26 protein-coding genes are annotated in these 18,681 nt (G+C 38.9%); 19 read left to right on the forward strand and 7 right to left on the reverse strand.

The genetic code is table 11. The features are described 5' to 3' along the window. Positions 1 to 8 precede the first annotated feature (8 nt). From IX38_RS05880 to IX38_RS05910, 7 genes are all read right to left on the reverse strand, one after another. Positions 9 to 2,732: a hypothetical protein gene (locus IX38_RS05880; RefSeq protein WP_034702821.1), complete on the reverse strand. Its 2,724-nt coding sequence runs from the start codon at positions 2,730 to 2,732 to the stop codon at positions 9 to 11. A gap of 121 nt (positions 2,733 to 2,853) precedes the next feature. Beyond that, positions 2,854 to 3,825: a hypothetical protein gene (locus IX38_RS05885; RefSeq protein WP_034702823.1), complete on the reverse strand. Its 972-nt coding sequence runs from the start codon at positions 3,823 to 3,825 to the stop codon at positions 2,854 to 2,856. Continuing rightward, the gene (locus IX38_RS05890; RefSeq protein WP_034702826.1) at positions 3,825 to 4,241 is read right to left on the reverse strand and encodes a hypothetical protein; all 417 of its coding nucleotides are present in this window, start codon (positions 4,239 to 4,241) and stop codon (positions 3,825 to 3,827) included. Before IX38_RS05890 ends, IX38_RS05885 begins: the two co-directional genes overlap by 1 nt. A 250-nt stretch (positions 4,242 to 4,491) precedes the next feature. Continuing rightward, entirely contained in the window at positions 4,492 to 5,292 is an 801-nt protein-coding gene (locus tag IX38_RS05895; RefSeq protein WP_034702828.1) for a hypothetical protein, read from the reverse strand. 9 nt (positions 5,293 to 5,301) lie between these two features. Next, positions 5,302 to 6,033 (reverse strand): MIP/aquaporin family protein, encoded by a 732-nt coding sequence (locus IX38_RS05900; RefSeq protein WP_034702830.1) that lies wholly within the window; start codon positions 6,031 to 6,033, stop codon positions 5,302 to 5,304. 20 nt (positions 6,034 to 6,053) lie between these two features. Further along, entirely contained in the window at positions 6,054 to 7,550 is a 1,497-nt protein-coding gene (gene glpK, locus IX38_RS05905) for a glycerol kinase GlpK (RefSeq protein ID WP_034702833.1), read from the reverse strand. Between the two features lie 10 nt (positions 7,551 to 7,560). After that, complete coding sequence (locus IX38_RS05910; RefSeq protein WP_034702835.1) at positions 7,561 to 9,159, reverse strand: glycerol-3-phosphate dehydrogenase/oxidase; 1,599 nt, start codon at positions 9,157 to 9,159, stop codon at positions 7,561 to 7,563. Between the two features lie 117 nt (positions 9,160 to 9,276). On the opposite strand from IX38_RS05910, the gene IX38_RS05915 reads away from it, so the two are divergent. The 19 genes from IX38_RS05915 (at position 9,277) to rpsE (ending at position 18,679) form a co-directional block, all read left to right on the forward strand. Then, a complete protein-coding gene (locus IX38_RS05915) occupies positions 9,277 to 10,041 on the forward strand; it encodes a DeoR/GlpR family DNA-binding transcription regulator (protein ID WP_034702837.1) in 765 nt (254 codons plus the stop codon). 245 nt (positions 10,042 to 10,286) lie between these two features. Beyond that, positions 10,287 to 10,913, forward strand: coding sequence for a 50S ribosomal protein L3 (gene rplC, locus IX38_RS05920; protein ID WP_034702839.1), 627 nt, complete (start codon positions 10,287 to 10,289; stop codon positions 10,911 to 10,913). Next, positions 10,904 to 11,533: a 50S ribosomal protein L4 gene (gene rplD, locus IX38_RS05925; RefSeq protein WP_034702841.1), complete on the forward strand. Its 630-nt coding sequence runs from the start codon at positions 10,904 to 10,906 to the stop codon at positions 11,531 to 11,533. The genes rplC and rplD overlap by 10 nt, the downstream gene beginning before the upstream one ends. Positions 11,534 to 11,536: 3 nt before the next feature. Beyond that, positions 11,537 to 11,827 (forward strand): 50S ribosomal protein L23, encoded by a 291-nt coding sequence (gene rplW, locus IX38_RS05930; protein WP_034702844.1) that lies wholly within the window; start codon positions 11,537 to 11,539, stop codon positions 11,825 to 11,827. A 22-nt stretch (positions 11,828 to 11,849) separates the two neighbouring features. Beyond that, the gene (rplB, locus tag IX38_RS05935) at positions 11,850 to 12,671 is read left to right on the forward strand and encodes a 50S ribosomal protein L2 (protein ID WP_034702846.1); all 822 of its coding nucleotides are present in this window, start codon (positions 11,850 to 11,852) and stop codon (positions 12,669 to 12,671) included. A gap of 2 nt (positions 12,672 to 12,673) precedes the next feature. Continuing rightward, positions 12,674 to 12,952: a 30S ribosomal protein S19 gene (gene rpsS / locus IX38_RS05940; protein ID WP_034702850.1), complete on the forward strand. Its 279-nt coding sequence runs from the start codon at positions 12,674 to 12,676 to the stop codon at positions 12,950 to 12,952. A 2-nt stretch (positions 12,953 to 12,954) separates the two neighbouring features. Further along, a complete protein-coding gene (rplV, locus tag IX38_RS05945; RefSeq protein WP_034702853.1) occupies positions 12,955 to 13,353 on the forward strand; it encodes a 50S ribosomal protein L22 in 399 nt (132 codons plus the stop codon). Between the two features lie 7 nt (positions 13,354 to 13,360). Further along, positions 13,361 to 14,113, forward strand: a complete 753-nt coding sequence (rpsC, locus tag IX38_RS05950; RefSeq protein WP_034702856.1) for a 30S ribosomal protein S3 — start codon at positions 13,361 to 13,363, stop codon at positions 14,111 to 14,113. Positions 14,114 to 14,211: 98 nt separating this feature from the next. Then, positions 14,212 to 14,637: a 50S ribosomal protein L16 gene (rplP, locus tag IX38_RS05955; protein WP_034702859.1), complete on the forward strand. Its 426-nt coding sequence runs from the start codon at positions 14,212 to 14,214 to the stop codon at positions 14,635 to 14,637. A gap of 11 nt (positions 14,638 to 14,648) precedes the next feature. Next, a complete protein-coding gene (rpmC, locus tag IX38_RS05960) occupies positions 14,649 to 14,837 on the forward strand; it encodes a 50S ribosomal protein L29 (RefSeq protein ID WP_034702862.1) in 189 nt (62 codons plus the stop codon). Positions 14,838 to 14,848: 11 nt separating this feature from the next. Continuing rightward, on the forward strand, positions 14,849 to 15,106 hold the full coding sequence (gene rpsQ, locus IX38_RS05965; RefSeq protein ID WP_052186088.1) for a 30S ribosomal protein S17: 258 nt from the start codon (positions 14,849 to 14,851) through the stop codon (positions 15,104 to 15,106). A 2-nt stretch (positions 15,107 to 15,108) separates the two neighbouring features. Further along, a complete protein-coding gene (gene rplN, locus IX38_RS05970; RefSeq protein WP_007839504.1) occupies positions 15,109 to 15,477 on the forward strand; it encodes a 50S ribosomal protein L14 in 369 nt (122 codons plus the stop codon). Positions 15,478 to 15,499: 22 nt separating this feature from the next. Beyond that, complete coding sequence (rplX, locus tag IX38_RS05975; protein ID WP_034702866.1) at positions 15,500 to 15,826, forward strand: 50S ribosomal protein L24; 327 nt, start codon at positions 15,500 to 15,502, stop codon at positions 15,824 to 15,826. Positions 15,827 to 15,839: 13 nt separating this feature from the next. Continuing rightward, positions 15,840 to 16,391, forward strand: a complete 552-nt coding sequence (gene rplE / locus IX38_RS05980; RefSeq protein ID WP_034702867.1) for a 50S ribosomal protein L5 — start codon at positions 15,840 to 15,842, stop codon at positions 16,389 to 16,391. A gap of 3 nt (positions 16,392 to 16,394) precedes the next feature. After that, entirely contained in the window at positions 16,395 to 16,664 is a 270-nt protein-coding gene (gene rpsN / locus IX38_RS05985; RefSeq protein ID WP_034702868.1) for a 30S ribosomal protein S14, read from the forward strand. Positions 16,665 to 16,808: 144 nt separating this feature from the next. After that, positions 16,809 to 17,207 (forward strand): 30S ribosomal protein S8, encoded by a 399-nt coding sequence (rpsH, locus tag IX38_RS05990; RefSeq protein WP_034702870.1) that lies wholly within the window; start codon positions 16,809 to 16,811, stop codon positions 17,205 to 17,207. Between the two features lie 17 nt (positions 17,208 to 17,224). Continuing rightward, the gene (rplF, locus tag IX38_RS05995) at positions 17,225 to 17,770 is read left to right on the forward strand and encodes a 50S ribosomal protein L6 (protein WP_034702871.1); all 546 of its coding nucleotides are present in this window, start codon (positions 17,225 to 17,227) and stop codon (positions 17,768 to 17,770) included. Between the two features lie 14 nt (positions 17,771 to 17,784). Further along, the gene (gene rplR / locus IX38_RS06000) at positions 17,785 to 18,138 is read left to right on the forward strand and encodes a 50S ribosomal protein L18 (RefSeq protein WP_034702873.1); all 354 of its coding nucleotides are present in this window, start codon (positions 17,785 to 17,787) and stop codon (positions 18,136 to 18,138) included. A gap of 19 nt (positions 18,139 to 18,157) precedes the next feature. Beyond that, positions 18,158 to 18,679: a 30S ribosomal protein S5 gene (gene rpsE, locus IX38_RS06005; RefSeq protein WP_034703137.1), complete on the forward strand. Its 522-nt coding sequence runs from the start codon at positions 18,158 to 18,160 to the stop codon at positions 18,677 to 18,679. Positions 18,680 to 18,681 lie beyond the last annotated feature (2 nt).

Here is an 18,681-nt window from a genome sequence, read left to right on the forward strand (position 1 = left end):
TATTACAATTATTTTCTCAGGAAATACCCGAAATAGCTGCAGCTTCCTGACAGTCCTTTCATCGTTTCCGTATCTCCATACTGGGATTTCAGCTGGGCAAAATACGTTCTGTATTTCTGGTTTCGGATATTGTCCAGCTCAGTCTGGTGAGCCTGTTCCTTCTCAGAATACTGCGGATCTGAATAGTTTATACTGGTTGTGTTTTTAGCTTCGTACTGGTAATATTTACCCTGCTCTGCACTGGCCATCTGGAAAAGCACTCTTGCCCTCTGTTCCTTGTCTTTCGAAAGCTTCAGGGTCTTTTGATAATAATTGATGGCAAGGTCAAAATTATCCGGTTCTATATAAGTGGTATAAAGGAAGTTCTTATAATAATACCTGTAAGGATTCTTTCTGTCCGTATTCCAGAAATCGTATTTTCCTCCGTTGCTGTTGTCTATATCCATTACAAACAGCTGGCGGTAATAACCCAGACTGGAAGTGTTGTACAGTAAGTTCCCGATAAGCTGGCTGGCTTTGGCCGCCTTTTCATCCGTTCCTGTACTGATCTTTTTAAGCTGGATCAGGGCATCTGCCAGTTCCAGTTTATTCATGCTGTTTTTAATGAATGGGAATGCAGAATAATCTTCGGCTTCCATACTTTCCGTCTCCGGGCTGCCGAAACTTTCCCATACATTGTGTCCGAAAACAAGATTGGAAATGTCTCTGAACCCATTATATTCACCTGCTGCATATTGCTTCGGAGTGATTTTTTCGCCTTTATCCGTCCAGTCGTAATTCATTCTCGGAATTCCTGCAAATCCCTGTGCTTTTTCATAATAAGATTTGGCCTTTTCAAAGTCCGCCTGTTTCATGGCCCTGTCTCCGTAGATCATACTGAAGAACGCATCAATATTTCCTACATTATCCATATTCTTGGCGATGATCTGCTGTTCAAACTGAGTCTTGTCCGGCTTCCTGTAAAAGTCTTCAACACTTTTTACCAGACTTGAATTCGGGTTATACTGAAGATCCGAAAGCTTATTGTTCATCAGGAAAGATTTTCCGTCTTCACCCTGCAGGAAATAACGGTTGGCAAGAACATCTTTAAGGAAATCTACCGTAGACGGAGTTTCGCCGTAATAATCGTAATCAGAAGCCGCAGTGCTGTCTTTCTTCACCTCTTTTTTTACAAAATAATCAGCATAGTCTTTCATCAGGTGATCCTCGAACTCAGCGTCGATCTTAGGATGTGAAACGATATCATTCAGAACTTTCATTCTTTTTATTTCTTCAAGATATTCCGGGTTGGTTGTTTTAATATCATCCAGAATTTCCGAACTTGCCTTATAGTCTTTTTTCAGAAACTTAAGATAGGCATCCGCGATCTGCCAGTATTCATCCTTAGATACTTTCCTGGTTTTCTCTGTGAATTTTTCCAGATCATCCAGATAATCTTTAGTCTTCTCATCATAGCCGTAGCTGGATTTGGTATAAAACGGGATTCTGTCCGGATTGTTCAGTAACTCATCATCGCTCAGGCTGTTTTTATCTCCGTTCGCACTGTCAGATTTTGATCCTCCGAAAAGGTTTTTGAAGAATCTTACAATCTTCTGCCAGAACGAAAGCTTTTCTTCCTTTTTTACTTCTGCAGGTTCAGCCTTGGTATCCCTGGAAGTTTTGTCGTGATCATCGGCATTTCCTTTCTGCATGTACACATTGTCTGAAGCATCCGAAGTATAGTAATAGATCGGCAGATAACTTCTTTCCAGCTCATTGATGCTTCTTACTGCCATTACTTTCAGGATCTCAGAATCAGGATTGATGTCGTACATCTTTTCCATGATAGGAATAGGATTGGTAAAACCCTCATAGCCCAATAAGAAATAAGCCATGTTCTTTTCATCATTAGTGTTTGCTCTCTTCATAATATTGCTGAAAGAAGCCGTATCCGAAAGCTTCATCGAAACAAAAGCAGATTCCTTACGGTCTTTGCTGTTCATGAAAACCTGGAAAAAGTTCCAGTTCGCATCACTGTTCATCTCCTTTCCTCTCTGGGCACCTGCAAGCTGATCCAGCGCCATAAAATACACCGTACCTTTCTGCCTGATCGGTTCTATATAAGTTTTGAAAGCCTCCAGAGCAGCATCATAGTTTCTGGTGTAATGATTGAAACGTACCAGCTGATATCCGTATCGCTGTTTGATCTCCGGATTTCTTGCCGCATTGTATAAAGAAGTCAGTGCATTGACTGTTTTACCATAATCAATAGAAGTGGCATTGATATTCTTTGAAGGTCCGCCGTAAAATGAGTCCGGGCTTTCAATATAGTTAATGCTCATATAAGGTTCCAGATACTTGGCTTCAATTAAATAATCAATGCCTTCTCTGTATTTCTGATAGAATCCCGCACCCAGCTTCTGCAACAGCGGATTGGTTGGTTGTCCGTTTTTCAGGGCATTAAGATCATTCATGCTGATCTTGTACACCAGGTTTTCCGTTTCTGCATAGTTCAGCTGATTATTGAAAAACCTTTTCCATGTTTCAATATTATCATCAGGAATCTGCATCCCTTTATAATCACCATAAAACCTGTTGGAATACGTCAGAAGGAAAGGTAAATAGGATTTATCTTTTATAATGCTCTGCGTAAACAGGTTGAAATATTCATAATCGGGATCTGACCACGCACAGGCATCAGATTTTGTGTAGAAAAGCGACAGAACCGCCAGTGAAAGAATATACTTTTTCATATAGATGATGGGTGTTTTTTTATAATTAATGATCAATCAGTCTGAAGGGTTTAATTGTCTTCGTGTATTTCAACAGGATTTAAAATTTCTTTAATGTACTCAATCTATAGAAGATAAAACTTTAAAAAGTCCGGTTACTTACAAATTTACTATCTAATTGATAATAAATTACATTAAAATCCGGTAATTTTTTCTCTAGAAAACGAATGACGTCTTTCAGCTGTTCCTGCGATATTTCTTCTACTTTTATCCTGAAGCCTTTGCTTAGAAAACTTCCGAAATAGAAACCGTCCTTGATAATTTCAACCTCATGATCCGAGATCTTTTTAAATGCGGGGTTTTCAAGGTCTTTTCCGGATAGGGCATTAATCAGTTTGTGCTTTTCAAGGTGATTGGTGACAATTCCCCAGGAATAAATCGGCAGTGCAACTTCAATTTTTTTAACAGGATAATCTTCCAGTTTTGAAAGATAGCTCTTTAAAACCGTCACATCCAGAATGGAATTTTTATTGGAATTTTCCAGTGGCGAGGAAGTGGAGTAGCACATCAGGTAAACCTTTTCTACAGGTGGAATTCCTGTTTGGCTTTTATCTTTAACCTGATGAAGACGAAGCGTACAGGTAATCTCTTTTCCGGAAATTCTTTTCAGCTCCTTTAAAAATTTAAAATAATCATCCCTGGTTCCCACCGTCCAGTCACAGTCGATCTGAATTTCATTGTTTATCTTTAACCCATATTCTTTGGCTTTCTTCTGAACGAGATCATGAATGTTTTTTGCAAGAAACCTGATCTCTTCCGCTGAAATATGATACATAGACTGGTTTGTAATGAAAACAGTAGGGACAATCTGCTTCCCGGTCTGGAAACTCTTGTCTTTAGTGATAACTGCCACCGGCTGAAATTTCCCATCGACTTTGTCTATGTCAAAAAATCTTGTGTACACATAAGGAACAGAGGCCTGATCCAACGCTTTTTTCTCTTCCTGATCCAGCCTAAGCTGGGTTTTCCAATAATAAAAAGTATAAGGGTGATTCTTTTTCCCGCTGCATGAAACAACAAGAAGGAGAATGAATAGCGCCTGCAGTGTCCTCATTACTTATACAGTTTGCTTTCGCAGGTGCAGGTGTCATTGGCTGCGCTTTCCATTGCAGAACAGCAGTCTTCGGATTTCAGGATGTTTCCGTCTTTGTCTGTAAGATAGATATTATCCCTGTCGAATTTTACGTAAAAATTTTCGCCGTTTTTTTTGAAAGCTACCTTCATTACTTTGGAATTGTATTTTCCGGCATTTACTTCCTCGGACGTTTCTGTTCCGTCCGCCTGGTTGACCTGAACGAACCCGAAAGAGACATCGCCGTTTTTTTTCAGATCCAGATAATAGGAAGGGGTTCCCGTTCCACTGAATCCTTCCATGATGTTAAAACTCCTATGGCCCGCAAATGGTGCTTTTGTCTGGGCAAAAGATAATACGCTGATGCATAAGATCACTAAGCTGAAAATTTTTTTCATATATATTTTTTCAAAAGTAAAAATATTTAAGCAAAAACTAAACCGTAAAAAACCGGTGATTGCCCGTTTGAGGTAATTTCTGTAAACGAATTAAAATTTTTGTAGTTAATAAAGATACAATGATATTTATGAATCTTAATGGTTTAACAATTGTTCAGATAGATCCCGGAAATTAAAATATGGAGATTAACACAAAAACAGAAAACCACTCCGGATGGGAATGGTTTTATATCATTCAATTAAATTCAGATTAGAAAACAGTGGCTGCCAGCTGAATTCTTGCATATTTATTGGATGGATTCCACATCGCCATCATAGCAACCGGAAGACTGTAATGCTCAGTGATTTTGACAGTTTTGCTGGCTTTCACACCAACGTTGACGATATCAAAACTGTTTTTGCCATTTCCGTAGAGGAAATACCTGTCGTTAAGGGCAAATCCTGCCCCTATAAATGCATCCAGGTTTACTTTCTGTCCGGCAATGACCGGATAGCTCGCCTGGATATAGGTAGAATACTTATTCTTTTTATAGCTTCCGTCAGGTTCCAAAACTACTTCTCCCGCATTGGCTCCTCCATACAGCATAATGTCAGCTTCAATATTAAGCGGGAACGATGGTCCGAAGGTGTAATTGGTTCTAAGATCAATAATGTGAGCTGTTCTCGTTTGTGAATAATTAAATATATCTTCTGAAGCAACGGCTGTATTGATGTTTCTTGAATTGAAAAGATCCCAAAGTCCTATATAAAGCCTTCCGTCTGAATACTGGATGTAATAGTTGATCTCCTTATAATGAGTTCCGTCTTTGTCATCTGTCAGCGAAGATGCTCCCCAGATCCCGGCTTTCCATTTCTTTTCAGAATCTAAAGCATAAGATAGATTTCCCATCACTACGGGCTTATCCGTAATAATCAATCCTCTCCACAAGTGGTTGTTTTGAATATTGGCGGTAAAATCCAGTCTGTTGTTATCGTTTTTTTCCGTGTTCTCCTGAGAGAATAGCTTTCCTGTGCCCAAAATAATCAGGCATGCAATTTTTAAAACTTTCATCGCTTATTTTTAATGTATTATTCCAAAAAGAACTGCCGCAATAACAGCACCCAGGATGGGGCCGGCAACAGGAATCCAGGCGTATCCCCAGTCACTGCCGCCTTTTACAGGAAGTATAGAATGCATGATTCGCGGAGCCAGATCTCTTGCCGGATTGATGGCATAGCCAGTCGTTCCGCCTAGTGATAAACCTATAGCCCAAACCACAAAAGTAACAGGAAGTGCTCCTACAGAACCAAGTCCTACTTTAGCTGTCGGGTCATTATTCAGCGCAATGCTCGGATCCGAAAAATGAAAGATCACAAACACCAGTACAAAAGTTCCTATGATCTCACTGATGAGATTGGAAAAAGTATTCCTGATAGCCGGTCCGGTACTGAAGCATGCCAGTTTGGCGCCTTCGTCTTCCGTAATAGCAAAATGATCTTTGTTAAAAAGCCAGACCAGAAAAGCTCCAAGCATTCCACCGAGCATCTGTGCGGCAATATAAGTGGGAACCAGGTCCCATGAAAATTTTCCGGCAACGGCCAGGCCAATGGTTACGGCCGGATTCAGATGGGCGCCACTTGCAGGTCCTGCAACGGTGACACCTACAAAAACGGCCAGTGCCCAGGCGGTCGTAATGACAATCCACCCTGAATTGTTTCCTTTGGTATCTTTTAAGACAACATTGGCTACAACGCCGTTGCCTAATAATATAAGAAGCATTGTTCCTATAAGTTCTGCGGTAAATGGGGTCATGAGTAGTTTTTTATTAAGGATTAATCTTCTATCCAGCTTTGGGATCTTTTCACTGCTTTGTGCCAGAAATGGATCATATGATCTGCTTTTTCCTTATCCACTTTCGGATGGAAATCCTCATCTACATTCCATTGAGCCTGAATTTCATTGATGTCTTTCCAGTATCCTACCGCTAAACCGGCAAGATAGGCCGCTCCCAAGGCTGTTGTTTCCAGTGTTTTTGGTCTTGTGATCTTGAAACCGAAAAGATCAGACTGTATCTGCATCAGAAGATCACTTGCAGAAGCGCCTCCGTCTACTCTAAGCTCAAGGCTCGGTCTTCCTGAATCTGCTTCCATAGATTTTACGATATCGTACACCTGGAATGCTATTCCTTCCAGAGTGGCTCTTGCGATATGTCCGTTGGTGGTTCCGCGGGTTACGCCAACAATAGTTCCTCTGGCATACTGATCCCAATACGGAGCTCCCAGTCCCGTTAATGCAGGAACAAAATAAACGCCCCCGTTATCTTCAACACTTGCCGCAAGATCATTCACTTCTTCGGATGAACGGATAAGTTTCAGTCCGTCTCTAAGCCATTGTATCGCTGCTCCGCCTACAAATACACTTCCTTCCAGTGCATAATTTACTTCTCCATTGATCTTCCATGCAACGGTAGTTAACAGGTTGTTTTTAGAAGAAACGGCTTCTTTTCCTGTATTCATCAGTAAGAAGCATCCGGTTCCGTAGGTGTTCTTTACCATTCCAGGGGTGATACACATCTGCCCGAATAAAGCAGCCTGCTGGTCTCCTGCAATTCCTGCAATCGGAATTTTGGTGGAAAATAAAGTGGTGGCTGTTTCGCCGTAGATCTCGCTGCTCTGTTTTACTTCGGGAAGAACAGATCTCGGAATATCAAATAAGTCCAACAGATCCTGATCCCATTCTAAAGTATTAATGTTCAGAAGCATCGTTCTGCTGGCATTGGAAACATCGGTGATAAACATTTTCCCGCGGGTGAGTTTCCAGACAAGCCAGGTGTCAACCGTTCCAAAACATAATTTTCCTTCTGCGGCTTTTTCCCTGGCTCCTTTTACATTATCAAGGATCCATTTTAATTTGGTTGCTGAAAAGTAAGCATCCAGAACAAGTCCGGTTTTCTCTTTAATGGTTTCTGCATGGCCTTGTTCTTTTAATTCATCGCAGTACTTGGAGGTTCGCCTGTCCTGCCATACAATAGCATTGTAAATAGGTTCGCCTGTTTCTTTATCCCATACGACAGTCGTTTCACGCTGATTGGTGATCCCGATAGCGGCTACTTCCAGTCCGGAAATCCCGGCTTTGGCAATAATCTCTGCGGCAACGGATATCTGGGATGACCATATTTCGTTGGGATCGTGCTCTACCCAGCCCGGAGTGGGGTAGATCTGTTCGAAATTTTTCTGGGAGATATATTCAATAGCTCCGCTGTGGTTGAATAAGATAGCTCTAGAGGAAGTTGTACCTTGGTCCAGAGCGAGAATCAATTTTTCCTTCATAATGCAAGTTTTAATTATGAGTAATAGTTTTGGGAGAATATGGGGTTAGTAAATATCCTTTTGCTAATTCAATAAATTCTTTTTCCTGTTCATTGGCCCATTCCTGGGAATGTCCTTTTTCTTTGGCAATAAGCTGTGCAATAGTATACGCACTGTCGATAGCGGCTCTGGCGTCCAAAAATAACAGACGTACTCTTCGGGCAAGAATGTCTTCTATTGTTTCTGCCATTTCGTGTCTTATAGCCCAAACTGCTTCTGCAATGGTGAAAGCATGGTCAGGATGGATCTTTTGAGAATATTGAGGATCACTGCTCTGCAATGATTGTATGGCCGGAATATCTGATCCGTAAACATAAAGATGGCTGGTCCGGTCTACAAGCTCTGCTTTCATATTCCCATGAATAGACATGTTTTCCGTTTGGGATGGTCCGCCTTTTAAATGAAGGATCTCTACAGCTTTGTCAATGGTGTCTTCTGCCATTTTACGGTAAGTGGTCCATTTTCCACCGATAATGGAAACCAATCCTGTATCTGAAGTAATCACTTTGTGGCTCCGGGAAACTTCTTTTGTACTTTTAGCTCCTTCTTTTGGGGCTGCAAGAGGTCTTAACCCGGCGAACATAGATTTTACATCTTCTCTCGTTGGTTTTTTGGCTAAATATTGTCTGGCTGTATTTAAAACGAAATTAATTTCAGACTCCAGGGCGTGCGGCTCAAAGCTGGGACTTTCCAGAAGCGTATCCGTGGTTCCTACTAATGCCCTGTCATGCCACGGGACAACGAAAAGAACTCTGCCGTCTGATGTTTTAGGGATCATGATCGCATCGTCACTTTTCAGGAAAGATTTATCCAATACTAAATGGATACCCTGGCTCGGAACAACGAATTTACCATGTTTGGGATTATTCATATTCAGAATGTCATTCGTGAATACACCTGTTGCATTGATAACTGCTTTTGCCCGAAGCTCATGTTTTTGTTTTGAAAACTGATCTTCTGCCTGAACGCCGTTTATTTTTCCGGAATCATTTTTAAGAAGGCCAGTTACCTTCATATAATTAACAGCGCTTCCTCCTTTTTCTATAAGGGTCTGGGAAAGATTGATCGCTAATCTTGCATCGTCAAACTGTCCGTCCTGATACACCACACCGCTTGCCAGGTTGTGCTGTTCAATAGTTGGCAGCTTTTCAATAGTTTTTGCTTTGCTGATGTATTTTGTTTTTCCAAGGCTAAGCTTTCCTGCAAGGAAATCATAGACAGACAATCCTATTTTATAATAGATTCCTCCCCACCATGTATAGTTGGGAATAATGAACGACTGGTTTTTCACTACATGTGCTGCATTCTGGGCTAGCAGTCCTCTTTCTTTCAGCGCTTCTTTTACAAGTCCTATATCTCCCTGGGCAAGATATCTTACACCACCGTGTACCAGTTTGGTACTTCTGCTGGATGTTGCTTTTGCAAAATCATGGGATTCAAGGAGCAGGGTTTTGAATCCTCTGCTGGCTGCATCCAATGCTGAGCCCAGACCACTGGCTCCACCTCCGATGACGATGAAGTCCCATTCCTCTACATTGGTCAATTTACTAAGTTCTTCGTTTCGTTTCATAAATGTTTCGTTTATGTTTCGTTTTCAAATGTATAAATTAAAAACGAAACTAAAAAGAAAATAAATGAAATTTTATCGGTCTCGGAAAAAAATGGTATTTTTGATGAAAGAATCAGAATGGAAAAGTTAATACCAAGGCACGATGATATATTAAAGGAACTGGATGAAAAGGGTCATGTTCTTGTACAGGATCTGTGCGAGAAGCTGAATGTTTCGTCGGTTACGGTCCGAAAGGATCTGAATTATCTCGAAAGCCTGGGATTGCTTTTCCGAAACCATGGAGGGGCCAGCAAGCATGTAAGGTATGCGTATGAAAGGAATGTTGATGAGAAAGAAAACATCAATGTAGAAGCGAAACAGAATATTGCAAAAGCGGCTTTGCAGCTTATCCGGGAGAACGACTGTATTATTCTGGCTTCGGGAACTACGATGCATTATCTGGCAAGGATGCTGGTGAATTTCGGTCCGCTTACGGTTCTTACTTCTTCTTTGAGGGTTGCTCTTGAGCTTTGTAATAATCCTAATATTAATATCATTCAACTGGGAGGTGAGGTGAGAAAGAGTTCTACCTCTATTGTAGGATCTATTTCTGAAACCATCCTGAGACAGTTTTCCTGTAATAAACTCTTCCTTGGGGTAGACGGGATTGATATGGAATTTGGGATCAGCACTTCTAATGCTGCGGAAGCTCATCTGAACCAGCTTATGATAGAATGTTCCGAAAAAGTGGTCATTCTGGGTGATTCTTCAAAACTGAATAAAAAAGGATTCGGAAAGATTGCTCCTCTGGATAAAGTGGATTATCTGATCACGGACAGCGGCATCTTTGCCGAAGATAAACTTGCATTGGAAGAAATAGGGGTTTCGGTGATTGTAAAATAAGCTTCTTGAATTTCTTTTTTAAAAACAAAATAATTTCTCTGAAAATTTTATCCGGATTTCTTCAAAATGATCTAATTGATTAAAAATCAAAATATTTTACTTGAAATATTTGCCAGTTCTAAAAATATTCATAAATTTGCACACTCCATTTTAGGGGCGTAGTATGCCTATATCAAAAGTAGAAATTACTTCAGACCACCTAAAAATGTAGAATCAGAAAGATAAATTTTATTATAACATAAACAATGTCAGGTATTATTGGTAAAAAAATCGGTATGACGTCTTTGTTTAACGAAGAAGGAAAAAACATTCCTTGTACAGTTATTCAGGCCGGTCCGTGCTCGGTTTTACAGGTCAGAACCTTAGAAAAGGACGGCTACAAGTCAGTTCAGTTAGGTTTCGATGACAAGAGTGAAAAGAACGTAGGTAAAGCGTTAGCTGGCCATTTCAAAAAGGCTGGTTCTGCTCCAAAAGCTAAGTTGGTAGAATTCTACAGAGAATTCGTAGACGAAGTAAAAGTAGGAGAAGAAGTAAAAGTTAATTTATTCGCTGAAGGTGAATTTGTTGACGTAACAGGTACTTCTAAAGGTAAAGGTTTCCAGGGTGTTGTTAAAAGACACGGCTTTGGAGGTGTAATGCAAGCTACTCATGGTCAGCACAACAGACTTAGAGCTCCAGGTTCTATCGGTGCTGGATCGGATCCTTCAAGAGTATTCAAAGGAATGAGAATGGCGGGTAGAATGGGAGGTAAGCAGGTAACTGTACAAAACCTTCAGGTATTAAAAGTGGATCAAGAACAAAATCTTTTAGTAGTAAAAGGTGCTGTTCCGGGAGCTAAAAATTCTTATGTAATTATCAGAAAATGGAACTAGTAGTATTAAATACATCAGGAAAAGAGACCGGAAGAAAAGTAACTCTAGACGAATCAGTATTCGGAATTGAGCCAAATCAGCACGCGGTTTACTTAGAAGTTAAACAGTACCTTGCTGCACAGAGACAAGGGACTCATAAATCAAAGGAAAGAAGCGAAATTACGGCTTCTACCAAAAAACTTAAGAAGCAAAAAGGATCTGGTTCTGCTAGATATGGTGATATCAAATCTCCAACTTTCAGAGGTGGAGGTAGAGTATTCGGACCAAAACCAAGAGACTACAGATTCAAATTGAACAAAGCTCTTAAGAGATTAGCTAAAAAATCTGTTTTATCTCAGAAAATGAGAGACAACAGCATCAGAGTAATGGAAGATATGAGCTTAAACGCTCCTAAAACCAAAGATTTCATCACTATCCTAAATGCATTGGCATTGAACGATAAGAAATCTCTATTTGTTCTTCCTGAAGCTAACAAGAATGTGTATTTATCTTCAAGAAACTTACCTAAAACTAAAGTAATGAACTTCAACGAAATCAGTTCATATGACTTAATGAATGCAGGTGAGATTATATTCTTAGAAGGTGCAGTTGAAAAATTCCAGGAAAATTTAAAGAAATAAATCATGTCACTTATTATTAAACCAGTTATCTCAGAAAAGGCTAATTACCTTACAGATTTAAGAGGTTCTTATTCTTTCTTAGTAGATCCTAAGGCTAATAAGATCCAGATTAAAAAAGCTGTTGAAGCAGCTTACGGTGTAAAAGTAGCAGACGTTAACACAATGATTTATGCTCCGAAGGTTTCTTCGAAATACACTAAAAAAGGTCTTCAAGTAGGAAAGACAAACAAATTGAAAAAGGCGGTAATCAAGCTTGTTGAAGGTGAAGTTATCGATATTTTTGCTGTAAATTAATTATTAATTATAAATAATAGTAATGTCTGTTAGAAAATTAAAACCTATCACCCCAGGACAGAGATTCAGAATTGTTAACAATTTTGAGGAAATTACTACCAACAAACCGGAGAAATCTCTAACCGTTGGTATTAGTAAGTCAGGTGGACGTAACCAAACTGGTAAAATGACCATGCGTTACACCGGAGGTGGACACAAAAAGAAATACAGAATTATCGACTTCAAAAGAAACAAGCATGATGTTGAAGCAACGGTAAAAACTGTAGAATATGATCCAAACAGAACTGCATTTATCGCTTTATTAGAATACGCAGACGGAGAGAAGAGATATATCATCGCTCCAAACGGTATCAAAGTAGATCAGAAGGTAGTTTCAGGAGAAAGCGTAGAACCGAATATCGGTAACGCAATGAAATTGAAAAACATTCCATTGGGTACTGTTATTTCTTGTGTTGAAATGAAGCCTGGACAAGGTGCTATTTTAGCAAGAAGTGCTGGTTCTTCAGCTCAATTAACTTCAAGAGACGGGAAATATGCAATCATCAAATTGCCTTCAGGAGAATCAAGAATGATCCTTACTGAGTGTTATGCAATGATTGGATCTGTTTCTAACTCTGATCATCAGTTAACTGTTTCAGGTAAGGCTGGTAGAAGCAGATGGTTAGGTAGAAGACCTAGAACTAGACCGGTAGTAATGAACCCTGTAGATCACCCAATGGGAGGTGGTGAAGGTCGTTCTTCTGGAGGTCACCCAAGATCTAGAAATGGTATGCCTGCTAAAGGTTACAAAACCAGAAAGAAAAACAAAGCGTCTAACCGTCATATCATATCTAAACGTAAATAATTATGGCAAGATCACTTAAAAAAGGACCATTCATTCATCATACTTTAGATAAGAAGGTTCAGACAAACATTGAGTCTGGTAAGAAGACAGTTATTAAAACTTGGTCTAGAGCGTCTATGATCTCTCCAGACTTCGTAGGACAAACTATCGCTGTACACAACGGGAAATCTTTTATCCCAGTTTATGTTACAGAAAACATGGTTGGTCACAAGTTAGGCGAATTTTCTCCAACAAGATCTTTCAGAGGTCATGGTGGTAATAAAAACAAAGGAAGTAGATAATCATGGGATCAAGAAAAAGAGAAAGTGCATTAGCACGTAAATTAACAAATCAAGATGTAGTAAAAGCATTACATAACGATTGCCCTTCTTCTCCAAGAAAGATGAGATTAGTAGCTGATATCATCAGAGGGGTAGAAGTAGACAAAGCTTTATACATTCTAAAATATTCTAAAAAAGACGCTTCTAACAAGTTAGAAAAAGTCTTACTTTCAGCAATGGCCAACTGGCAAGCTAAAAACGAAGGTGCTGATATCGAGGAAGCTAATCTTATCGTTAAAGAAATTTTTGTAGACAGTGCAAGACAATTGAAGAGACTAAGACCAGCTCCACAAGGTAGAGGGTACAGAATCAGAAAGAGATCAAACCACATTACATTAATCTTAGGTAATAAAGAAAATTAATCAAGGTATGGGACAGAAGACAAATCCAATTGGTAACAGATTAGGTATCATCAGAGGATGGGATTCTAACTGGTTTGGTGGTAAAGATTATGGAGACAGAATCGCTGAAGACTACAAAATCAGAAGATATCTTGAAGCTAGATTATCTAAAGGTGGTATTTCAAAAATTTATATTGAAAGAACTTTAAAATTAGTTACTGTAACTATTACTACTGCCAGACCGGGACTTATCATCGGTAAAGGAGGTCAGGAAGTTGATAAATTGAAAGAAGAATTGAAGAAACTTACAGGTAAGGATATTCAAATCAACATTTTCGAAATCAAAAGACCTGAACTTGACGCAGTATTAGTAGCAGACAGCATCTCTAAGCAGATCGAAAACAGAATTTCTTACAGAAGAGCTGTTAAAATGGCGATGGCAAGTACAATGAGAATGGGTGCTGAAGGTATCAAAGTTCAGATCTCTGGTAGATTGAACGGTGCTGAAATGGCAAGAAGCGAATCTTTCAAAGACGGAAGAATTCCTTTGTCTACTTTCAGAGCTGATATCGATTATCACTGGGCTGAAGCTCACACTACTTATGGTAGACTAGGAGTGAAAGTTTGGATTATGAAAGGAGAGGTTTACGGTAAAAGAGACCTTTCTCCACTAGTGGGACAACAGAAGAAAGGAGGTCCTTCAGGAGGCGGAAACAGAGGTGGAGACAGAGATAACAGAAGACCTAGAAAGAATAATAACAATAATAACAATAATAATTAAAAATTTTAGGTTAGAAATTTTGAATTTTAAATTACCGTTACTTTTTTAAAATATAAAAAATCTAAAATCTAAAATCTAAAATCTAAAATTTAGAAATTATGTTACAACCAAAAAGAACCAAATTCCGTCGCGTTCATAAGATGAAGATGAAGGGGATTGCTCAAAGAGGTAATCAACTTGCATACGGAACATTTGGAATCAAAGCTATAGAAGGTGCTTGGATCACTGCAAGACAAATTGAAGCTGCTCGTATCGCTGCGACTAGATATATGAAGAGAGAAGGTCAGCTATGGATCAAAATATTCCCGGATAAGCCAATTACCAAGAAACCAGCCGAAGTACGTATGGGTAAAGGTAAAGGTGCTGTGGAATATTGGGTAGCTGTAGTAAAACCAGGTAAAATTATGTTCGAAATCGGAGGAGTACCTTACGATATCGCGAAGGAAGCTTTAAGACTTGCTGCTCAGAAATTACCGGTAGTTACTAAATTCGTAGTTGCTAACGATTTTGTTAAACCTCTATAATCTTTGATACAATGAAACAAGCTGAAATTAAAAATCTAAGCGCGGGTGATATTCAAGCAAAACTTGCTGAATTGAAAACTCAATATTCAAAACTGAAATTGGCTCACAAGATCAGTCCAATTGAAAACCCGATTCAAATCAGAGATTTGAGAAGATCGATCGCTAGACTAAACACTGAGTTAACCACTAAACAACAATAAGATTTTCATACATTATGGAAAGAAACTTAAGAAAAGAAAGAATCGGAATAGTTTCCAGCAATAAAATGGAAAAGACCATTGTTGTAAGTGAGACTACGAGAGTGAAACACCCGATGTACGGTAAATTCGTTCTGAAAACGAAAAAATATACTGCACACGACGAAAACAACGAATGCACAGAAGGTGATACAGTTCTTATCCAGGAAACTAGACCTATGAGCAAGAGCAAGAGATGGAGATTAGTAAGAATCATTGAAAAAGCTAAGTAATAATGTTACAAACAGAATCAAGATTAAAAGTTGCTGATAATACAGGTGCGAAAGAAGTACTGGTTATCAGAGTTCTGGGAGGAACCAGAAGAAGATATGCTTCAGTTGGTGATAAAATCGTTGTTACTATCAAGGATTCTACACCATCAGGAAACGCTAAAAAAGGTCAGGTATCTAAAGCTGTAGTAGTAAGAACTAAAAAAGCAGTCAGAAGAAAAGATGGTTCATACATCAAATTCGAAGACAATGCTTGTGTATTACTAAACGCAGCGGGAGAAATGAGAGGAACACGTGTTTTCGGACCTGTTGCTCGTGAGTTGAGAGACAAAGAATATATGAAAATCATTTCATTAGCTCCTGAAGTACTTTAATTTTTAAAATTTTTAAAAGAAAATGTCAAAGTTAAAAATAAAAAGAGGAGATAACGTCATCATTACTACTGGTAAGAAAGATATCAAAGGTAAGACAGGTGAAGTTATTGAAGTGATCAAAAAAGAAGGAAAAGATCCTAGAGTTATCGTTGCAGGACTAAACATCGTTAAAAAACACGTTAAGCCTTCAGCTTCTAACCCTCAAGGTGGAATCACTGAAAAGGAAGCTTCTATTCATATCTCAAACGTGGCTTTAGTTGGTAAAGACGGAAAAGCTATCAAAATCGGTTACAAAATCGATGGAGATAAGAAAGTAAGAATCGATAAAAAAACGGGTGAAACTTTATAATTTGAATTAACACATGGAATTTATAGCAAGACCCAAAAATATATACAGAGAGAAAATTGTTCCTGCAATGATGGAAGAATTTGGGTACAAATCTGTAATGCAGGTACCTAGATTGGAAAAAATCATCCTATCCCAGGGATTAGGTGATGCCACTGCAGACAAGAAAATCATTGATTATGCTGTAGAAGAATTAACAATGATTACCGGCCAGAAAGCAGTAGGTACTATCTCTAAGAAAGACGAAGCGGCTTTCAAACTGAGAAAAGGTATGCCTGTAGGTGCTAAAGTAACATTGAGAGCTCATAAAATGTATGAATTCTTAGACAGACTTACTTCTTCTGCTTTACCACGTATCAGAGATTTCTCTGGTATCAAGGCAGACGGGTTCGATGGTAGAGGTAATTATAACTTAGGTATTACTGAGCAGATTATCTTCCCTGAAATCGTAATTGACAAAGTGAAAAAAATCCAGGGGATGGACATCACTTTCGTTACAACTGCGAAAACAGATAAAGAAGCGAAAGCTTTATTAACTCACTTCGGTTTACCATTCAAAAAGAACTAAGAAATGGCTAAAGAATCAATGAAAGCGCGTGAGCGCAAAAGAGAAGCACTAGTTGCTAAATACGCTGACAAAAGAAAAGCTTTAAAAGAAGCTGGTGACTATGAAGGTCTTCAGAAATTACCTAAAAATGCTTCTCCTGTAAGATTACACAACAGATGTAAACTGACAGGTAGACCAAGAGGGTACATGAGAACTTTCGGTCTTTCCAGAGTAACATTCCGTGAAATGGCCAACAACGGTCTTATCCCGGGAGTGAAAAAAGCTAGTTGGTAATAATTACTAATTAATCGGGACAATTAAGTTGTCTGGATACTAAAGAATAAAAATATCAGACCCAAGTTTTTCTGAAGTCTGATATTTTGATCTTCAAGTCCCTTCAATACTGATTGTCTTTAACCAATAATTTAAAATAGAAAAATGGTAACAGATCCAATTTCAGATTTCCTAACAAGAGTAAGGAACGCACAAAGCGCAGGCCACAAAGTGGTGGAAATTCCTGCATCGAAAATCAAAAAGGAGATTACTAAGATCTTATTTGACCAAGGGTATATCTTAAACTACAAGTTTGAAGATGGCGCTATTCAAGGTACGATCAAAATCGCTTTAAAGTATGACAAGCAAACTAACAAACCGGCTATCAAGTCTATTCAGAGAGCTTCTAGACCAGGTTTAAGACAGTACAAAGGTTCTACCGAACTTCCAAGAGTACTGAACGGTTTGGGTATAGCTGTTATCTCTACTTCTAAAGGAGTAATGACTGACAAGAAGGCTAGAGAAGAAAAAGTAGGCGGTGAAGTAATCTGCTATGTTTATTAATTTTTAATCAGAGGAAAATGTCAAGAATTGGTAAAGCAATTATAACAATTCCAGCTGGAATTACAGTCACTGAAAATAACGGTGTTGTAACGGTAAAAGGTCCTAAAGGAGAACTTTCTCAGGAGCTTACAGCAGGAATTACTTTAGAACAGAAGGATGGACAGCTTACATTTAGCAGACCATCTGAATCTAAGCAACACAAAGCGCTTCACGGTTTATACAGAGCGTTAGTCAACAACATGATTATTGGTGTTGCAGAAGGTTTCGAAAAGAAACTAGAACTAGTAGGAGTAGGATACAGAGCTTCACACACAGGTCAAAAACTTGAGTTAGCTTTAGGATTCTCTCACGGTATCGTATTAGAACTTCCAAGCGAAGTAAAATTAGATACATTGACTGAAAAAGGTAAAAACCCTATTATTACTTTAGCGTCTCATGACAAGCAACTTCTAGGAATGGTGACTGCAAAGATCCGTTCTTTCAGAAAGCCTGAGCCATACAAAGGAAAAGGTGTAAGATTCGTAGGAGAAATTGTTAGACGTAAAGCTGGTAAATCTGCTTAATAAATTATAAGAAAATGGCATTAAGTAAATTAGAAAAAAGAATAAGAATCAAAAGAAGAGTAAGAGGAAAAATCTCTGGATCTTCTGAATTGCCAAGATTATCTGTATATAAAAGTAATAAGGAAATTTACGCTCAGTTAATCGATGATAAAAATGGTACAACTTTAGTTTCCGCTTCCTCAAGAGAGAAAGATGTTGATGCTAATGGTACCAAGACTGAAGTTTCTGCTGCTGTAGGTAAAGCTATCGCTGCCAAAGCTATCGCTGCAGGAATCGAAAGTATTGTATTTGACAGAAACGGATTCGTTTACCACGGTAGAGTGAAAGCTCTTGCTGATGGGGCGAGAGAAGGAGGACTTAAATTCTAATCATAAAAATTTCGGAAATATGTTAGGACTAGATAATATAGAAAGAGTAAAACCGGGAGGATTAGAATTAAAAGATCGTCTCGTAGCTGTTAACAGAGTAACAAAAGTAACCAAAGGAGGTAGAGCTTTCGGATTTTCTGCTATCGTTGTAGTAGGGAACGAAGACGGAGTAATCGGTCACGGTCTTGGAAAATCTAAAGAAGTAGCTTCTGCAATTGCTAAAGCTGTTGAAGATGCTAAGAAAAACCTTGTGAAAGTTCCTGTAATGAACCACACGATTCCTCACCAGACTACTGCCAGATACGGTGGTGCAGATATCTTCTTGAGACCTGCTTCTCACGGTACAGGACTTATCGCCGGTGGTGCGGTAAGAGCGGTATTGGAGTCTGCTGGTATTCACGATATCCTTTCAAAATCTAAAGGATCTTCTAACCCTCACAACGTGGTGAAAGCTACTTTCAAAGCGTTATTGGATATCAGAAGACCTGAAGAGATCGCTAGAATGAGAGGAGTTTCTCTAAGTAAAGTGTTTAACGGTTAATA

Origin of the sequence: Chryseobacterium luteum (genome assembly GCF_000737785.1) — a bacterium.
Lineage (GTDB): Bacteria > Bacteroidota > Bacteroidia > Flavobacteriales > Weeksellaceae > Chryseobacterium > Chryseobacterium luteum.

Excerpts from the sequence above, each read along its gene's own strand:
- IX38_RS05880 (WP_034702821.1), bottom strand. The coding sequence starts at position 2,732 with ATGAAAAAGTATATTCTTTCACTGGCGGTTCTGTCGCTTTTCTACACA.
- IX38_RS05885 (WP_034702823.1), bottom strand. The coding sequence starts at position 3,825 with ATGAGGACACTGCAGGCGCTATTCATTCTCCTTCTTGTTGTTTCATGC.
- IX38_RS05890 (WP_034702826.1), bottom strand. The coding sequence starts at position 4,241 with ATGAAAAAAATTTTCAGCTTAGTGATCTTATGCATCAGCGTATTATCT.
- IX38_RS05895 (WP_034702828.1), bottom strand. The coding sequence starts at position 5,292 with ATGAAAGTTTTAAAAATTGCATGCCTGATTATTTTGGGCACAGGAAAG.
- IX38_RS05900 (WP_034702830.1), bottom strand. The coding sequence starts at position 6,033 with ATGACCCCATTTACCGCAGAACTTATAGGAACAATGCTTCTTATATTA.
- glpK (WP_034702833.1), bottom strand. The coding sequence starts at position 7,550 with ATGAAGGAAAAATTGATTCTCGCTCTGGACCAAGGTACAACTTCCTCT.
- IX38_RS05910 (WP_034702835.1), bottom strand. The coding sequence starts at position 9,159 with ATGAAACGAAACGAAGAACTTAGTAAATTGACCAATGTAGAGGAATGG.
- IX38_RS05915 (WP_034702837.1), top strand. The coding sequence starts at position 9,277 with ATGGAAAAGTTAATACCAAGGCACGATGATATATTAAAGGAACTGGAT.
- rplC (WP_034702839.1), top strand. The coding sequence starts at position 10,287 with ATGTCAGGTATTATTGGTAAAAAAATCGGTATGACGTCTTTGTTTAAC.
- rplD (WP_034702841.1), top strand. The coding sequence starts at position 10,904 with ATGGAACTAGTAGTATTAAATACATCAGGAAAAGAGACCGGAAGAAAA.
- rplW (WP_034702844.1), top strand. The coding sequence starts at position 11,537 with ATGTCACTTATTATTAAACCAGTTATCTCAGAAAAGGCTAATTACCTT.
- rplB (WP_034702846.1), top strand. The coding sequence starts at position 11,850 with ATGTCTGTTAGAAAATTAAAACCTATCACCCCAGGACAGAGATTCAGA.
- rpsS (WP_034702850.1), top strand. The coding sequence starts at position 12,674 with ATGGCAAGATCACTTAAAAAAGGACCATTCATTCATCATACTTTAGAT.
- rplV (WP_034702853.1), top strand. The coding sequence starts at position 12,955 with ATGGGATCAAGAAAAAGAGAAAGTGCATTAGCACGTAAATTAACAAAT.
- rpsC (WP_034702856.1), top strand. The coding sequence starts at position 13,361 with ATGGGACAGAAGACAAATCCAATTGGTAACAGATTAGGTATCATCAGA.
- rplP (WP_034702859.1), top strand. The coding sequence starts at position 14,212 with ATGTTACAACCAAAAAGAACCAAATTCCGTCGCGTTCATAAGATGAAG.
- rpmC (WP_034702862.1), top strand. The coding sequence starts at position 14,649 with ATGAAACAAGCTGAAATTAAAAATCTAAGCGCGGGTGATATTCAAGCA.
- rplN (WP_007839504.1), top strand. The coding sequence starts at position 15,109 with ATGTTACAAACAGAATCAAGATTAAAAGTTGCTGATAATACAGGTGCG.
- rplX (WP_034702866.1), top strand. The coding sequence starts at position 15,500 with ATGTCAAAGTTAAAAATAAAAAGAGGAGATAACGTCATCATTACTACT.
- rplE (WP_034702867.1), top strand. The coding sequence starts at position 15,840 with ATGGAATTTATAGCAAGACCCAAAAATATATACAGAGAGAAAATTGTT.
- rpsN (WP_034702868.1), top strand. The coding sequence starts at position 16,395 with ATGGCTAAAGAATCAATGAAAGCGCGTGAGCGCAAAAGAGAAGCACTA.
- rpsH (WP_034702870.1), top strand. The coding sequence starts at position 16,809 with ATGGTAACAGATCCAATTTCAGATTTCCTAACAAGAGTAAGGAACGCA.
- rplF (WP_034702871.1), top strand. The coding sequence starts at position 17,225 with ATGTCAAGAATTGGTAAAGCAATTATAACAATTCCAGCTGGAATTACA.
- rplR (WP_034702873.1), top strand. The coding sequence starts at position 17,785 with ATGGCATTAAGTAAATTAGAAAAAAGAATAAGAATCAAAAGAAGAGTA.
- rpsE (WP_034703137.1), top strand. The coding sequence starts at position 18,158 with ATGTTAGGACTAGATAATATAGAAAGAGTAAAACCGGGAGGATTAGAA.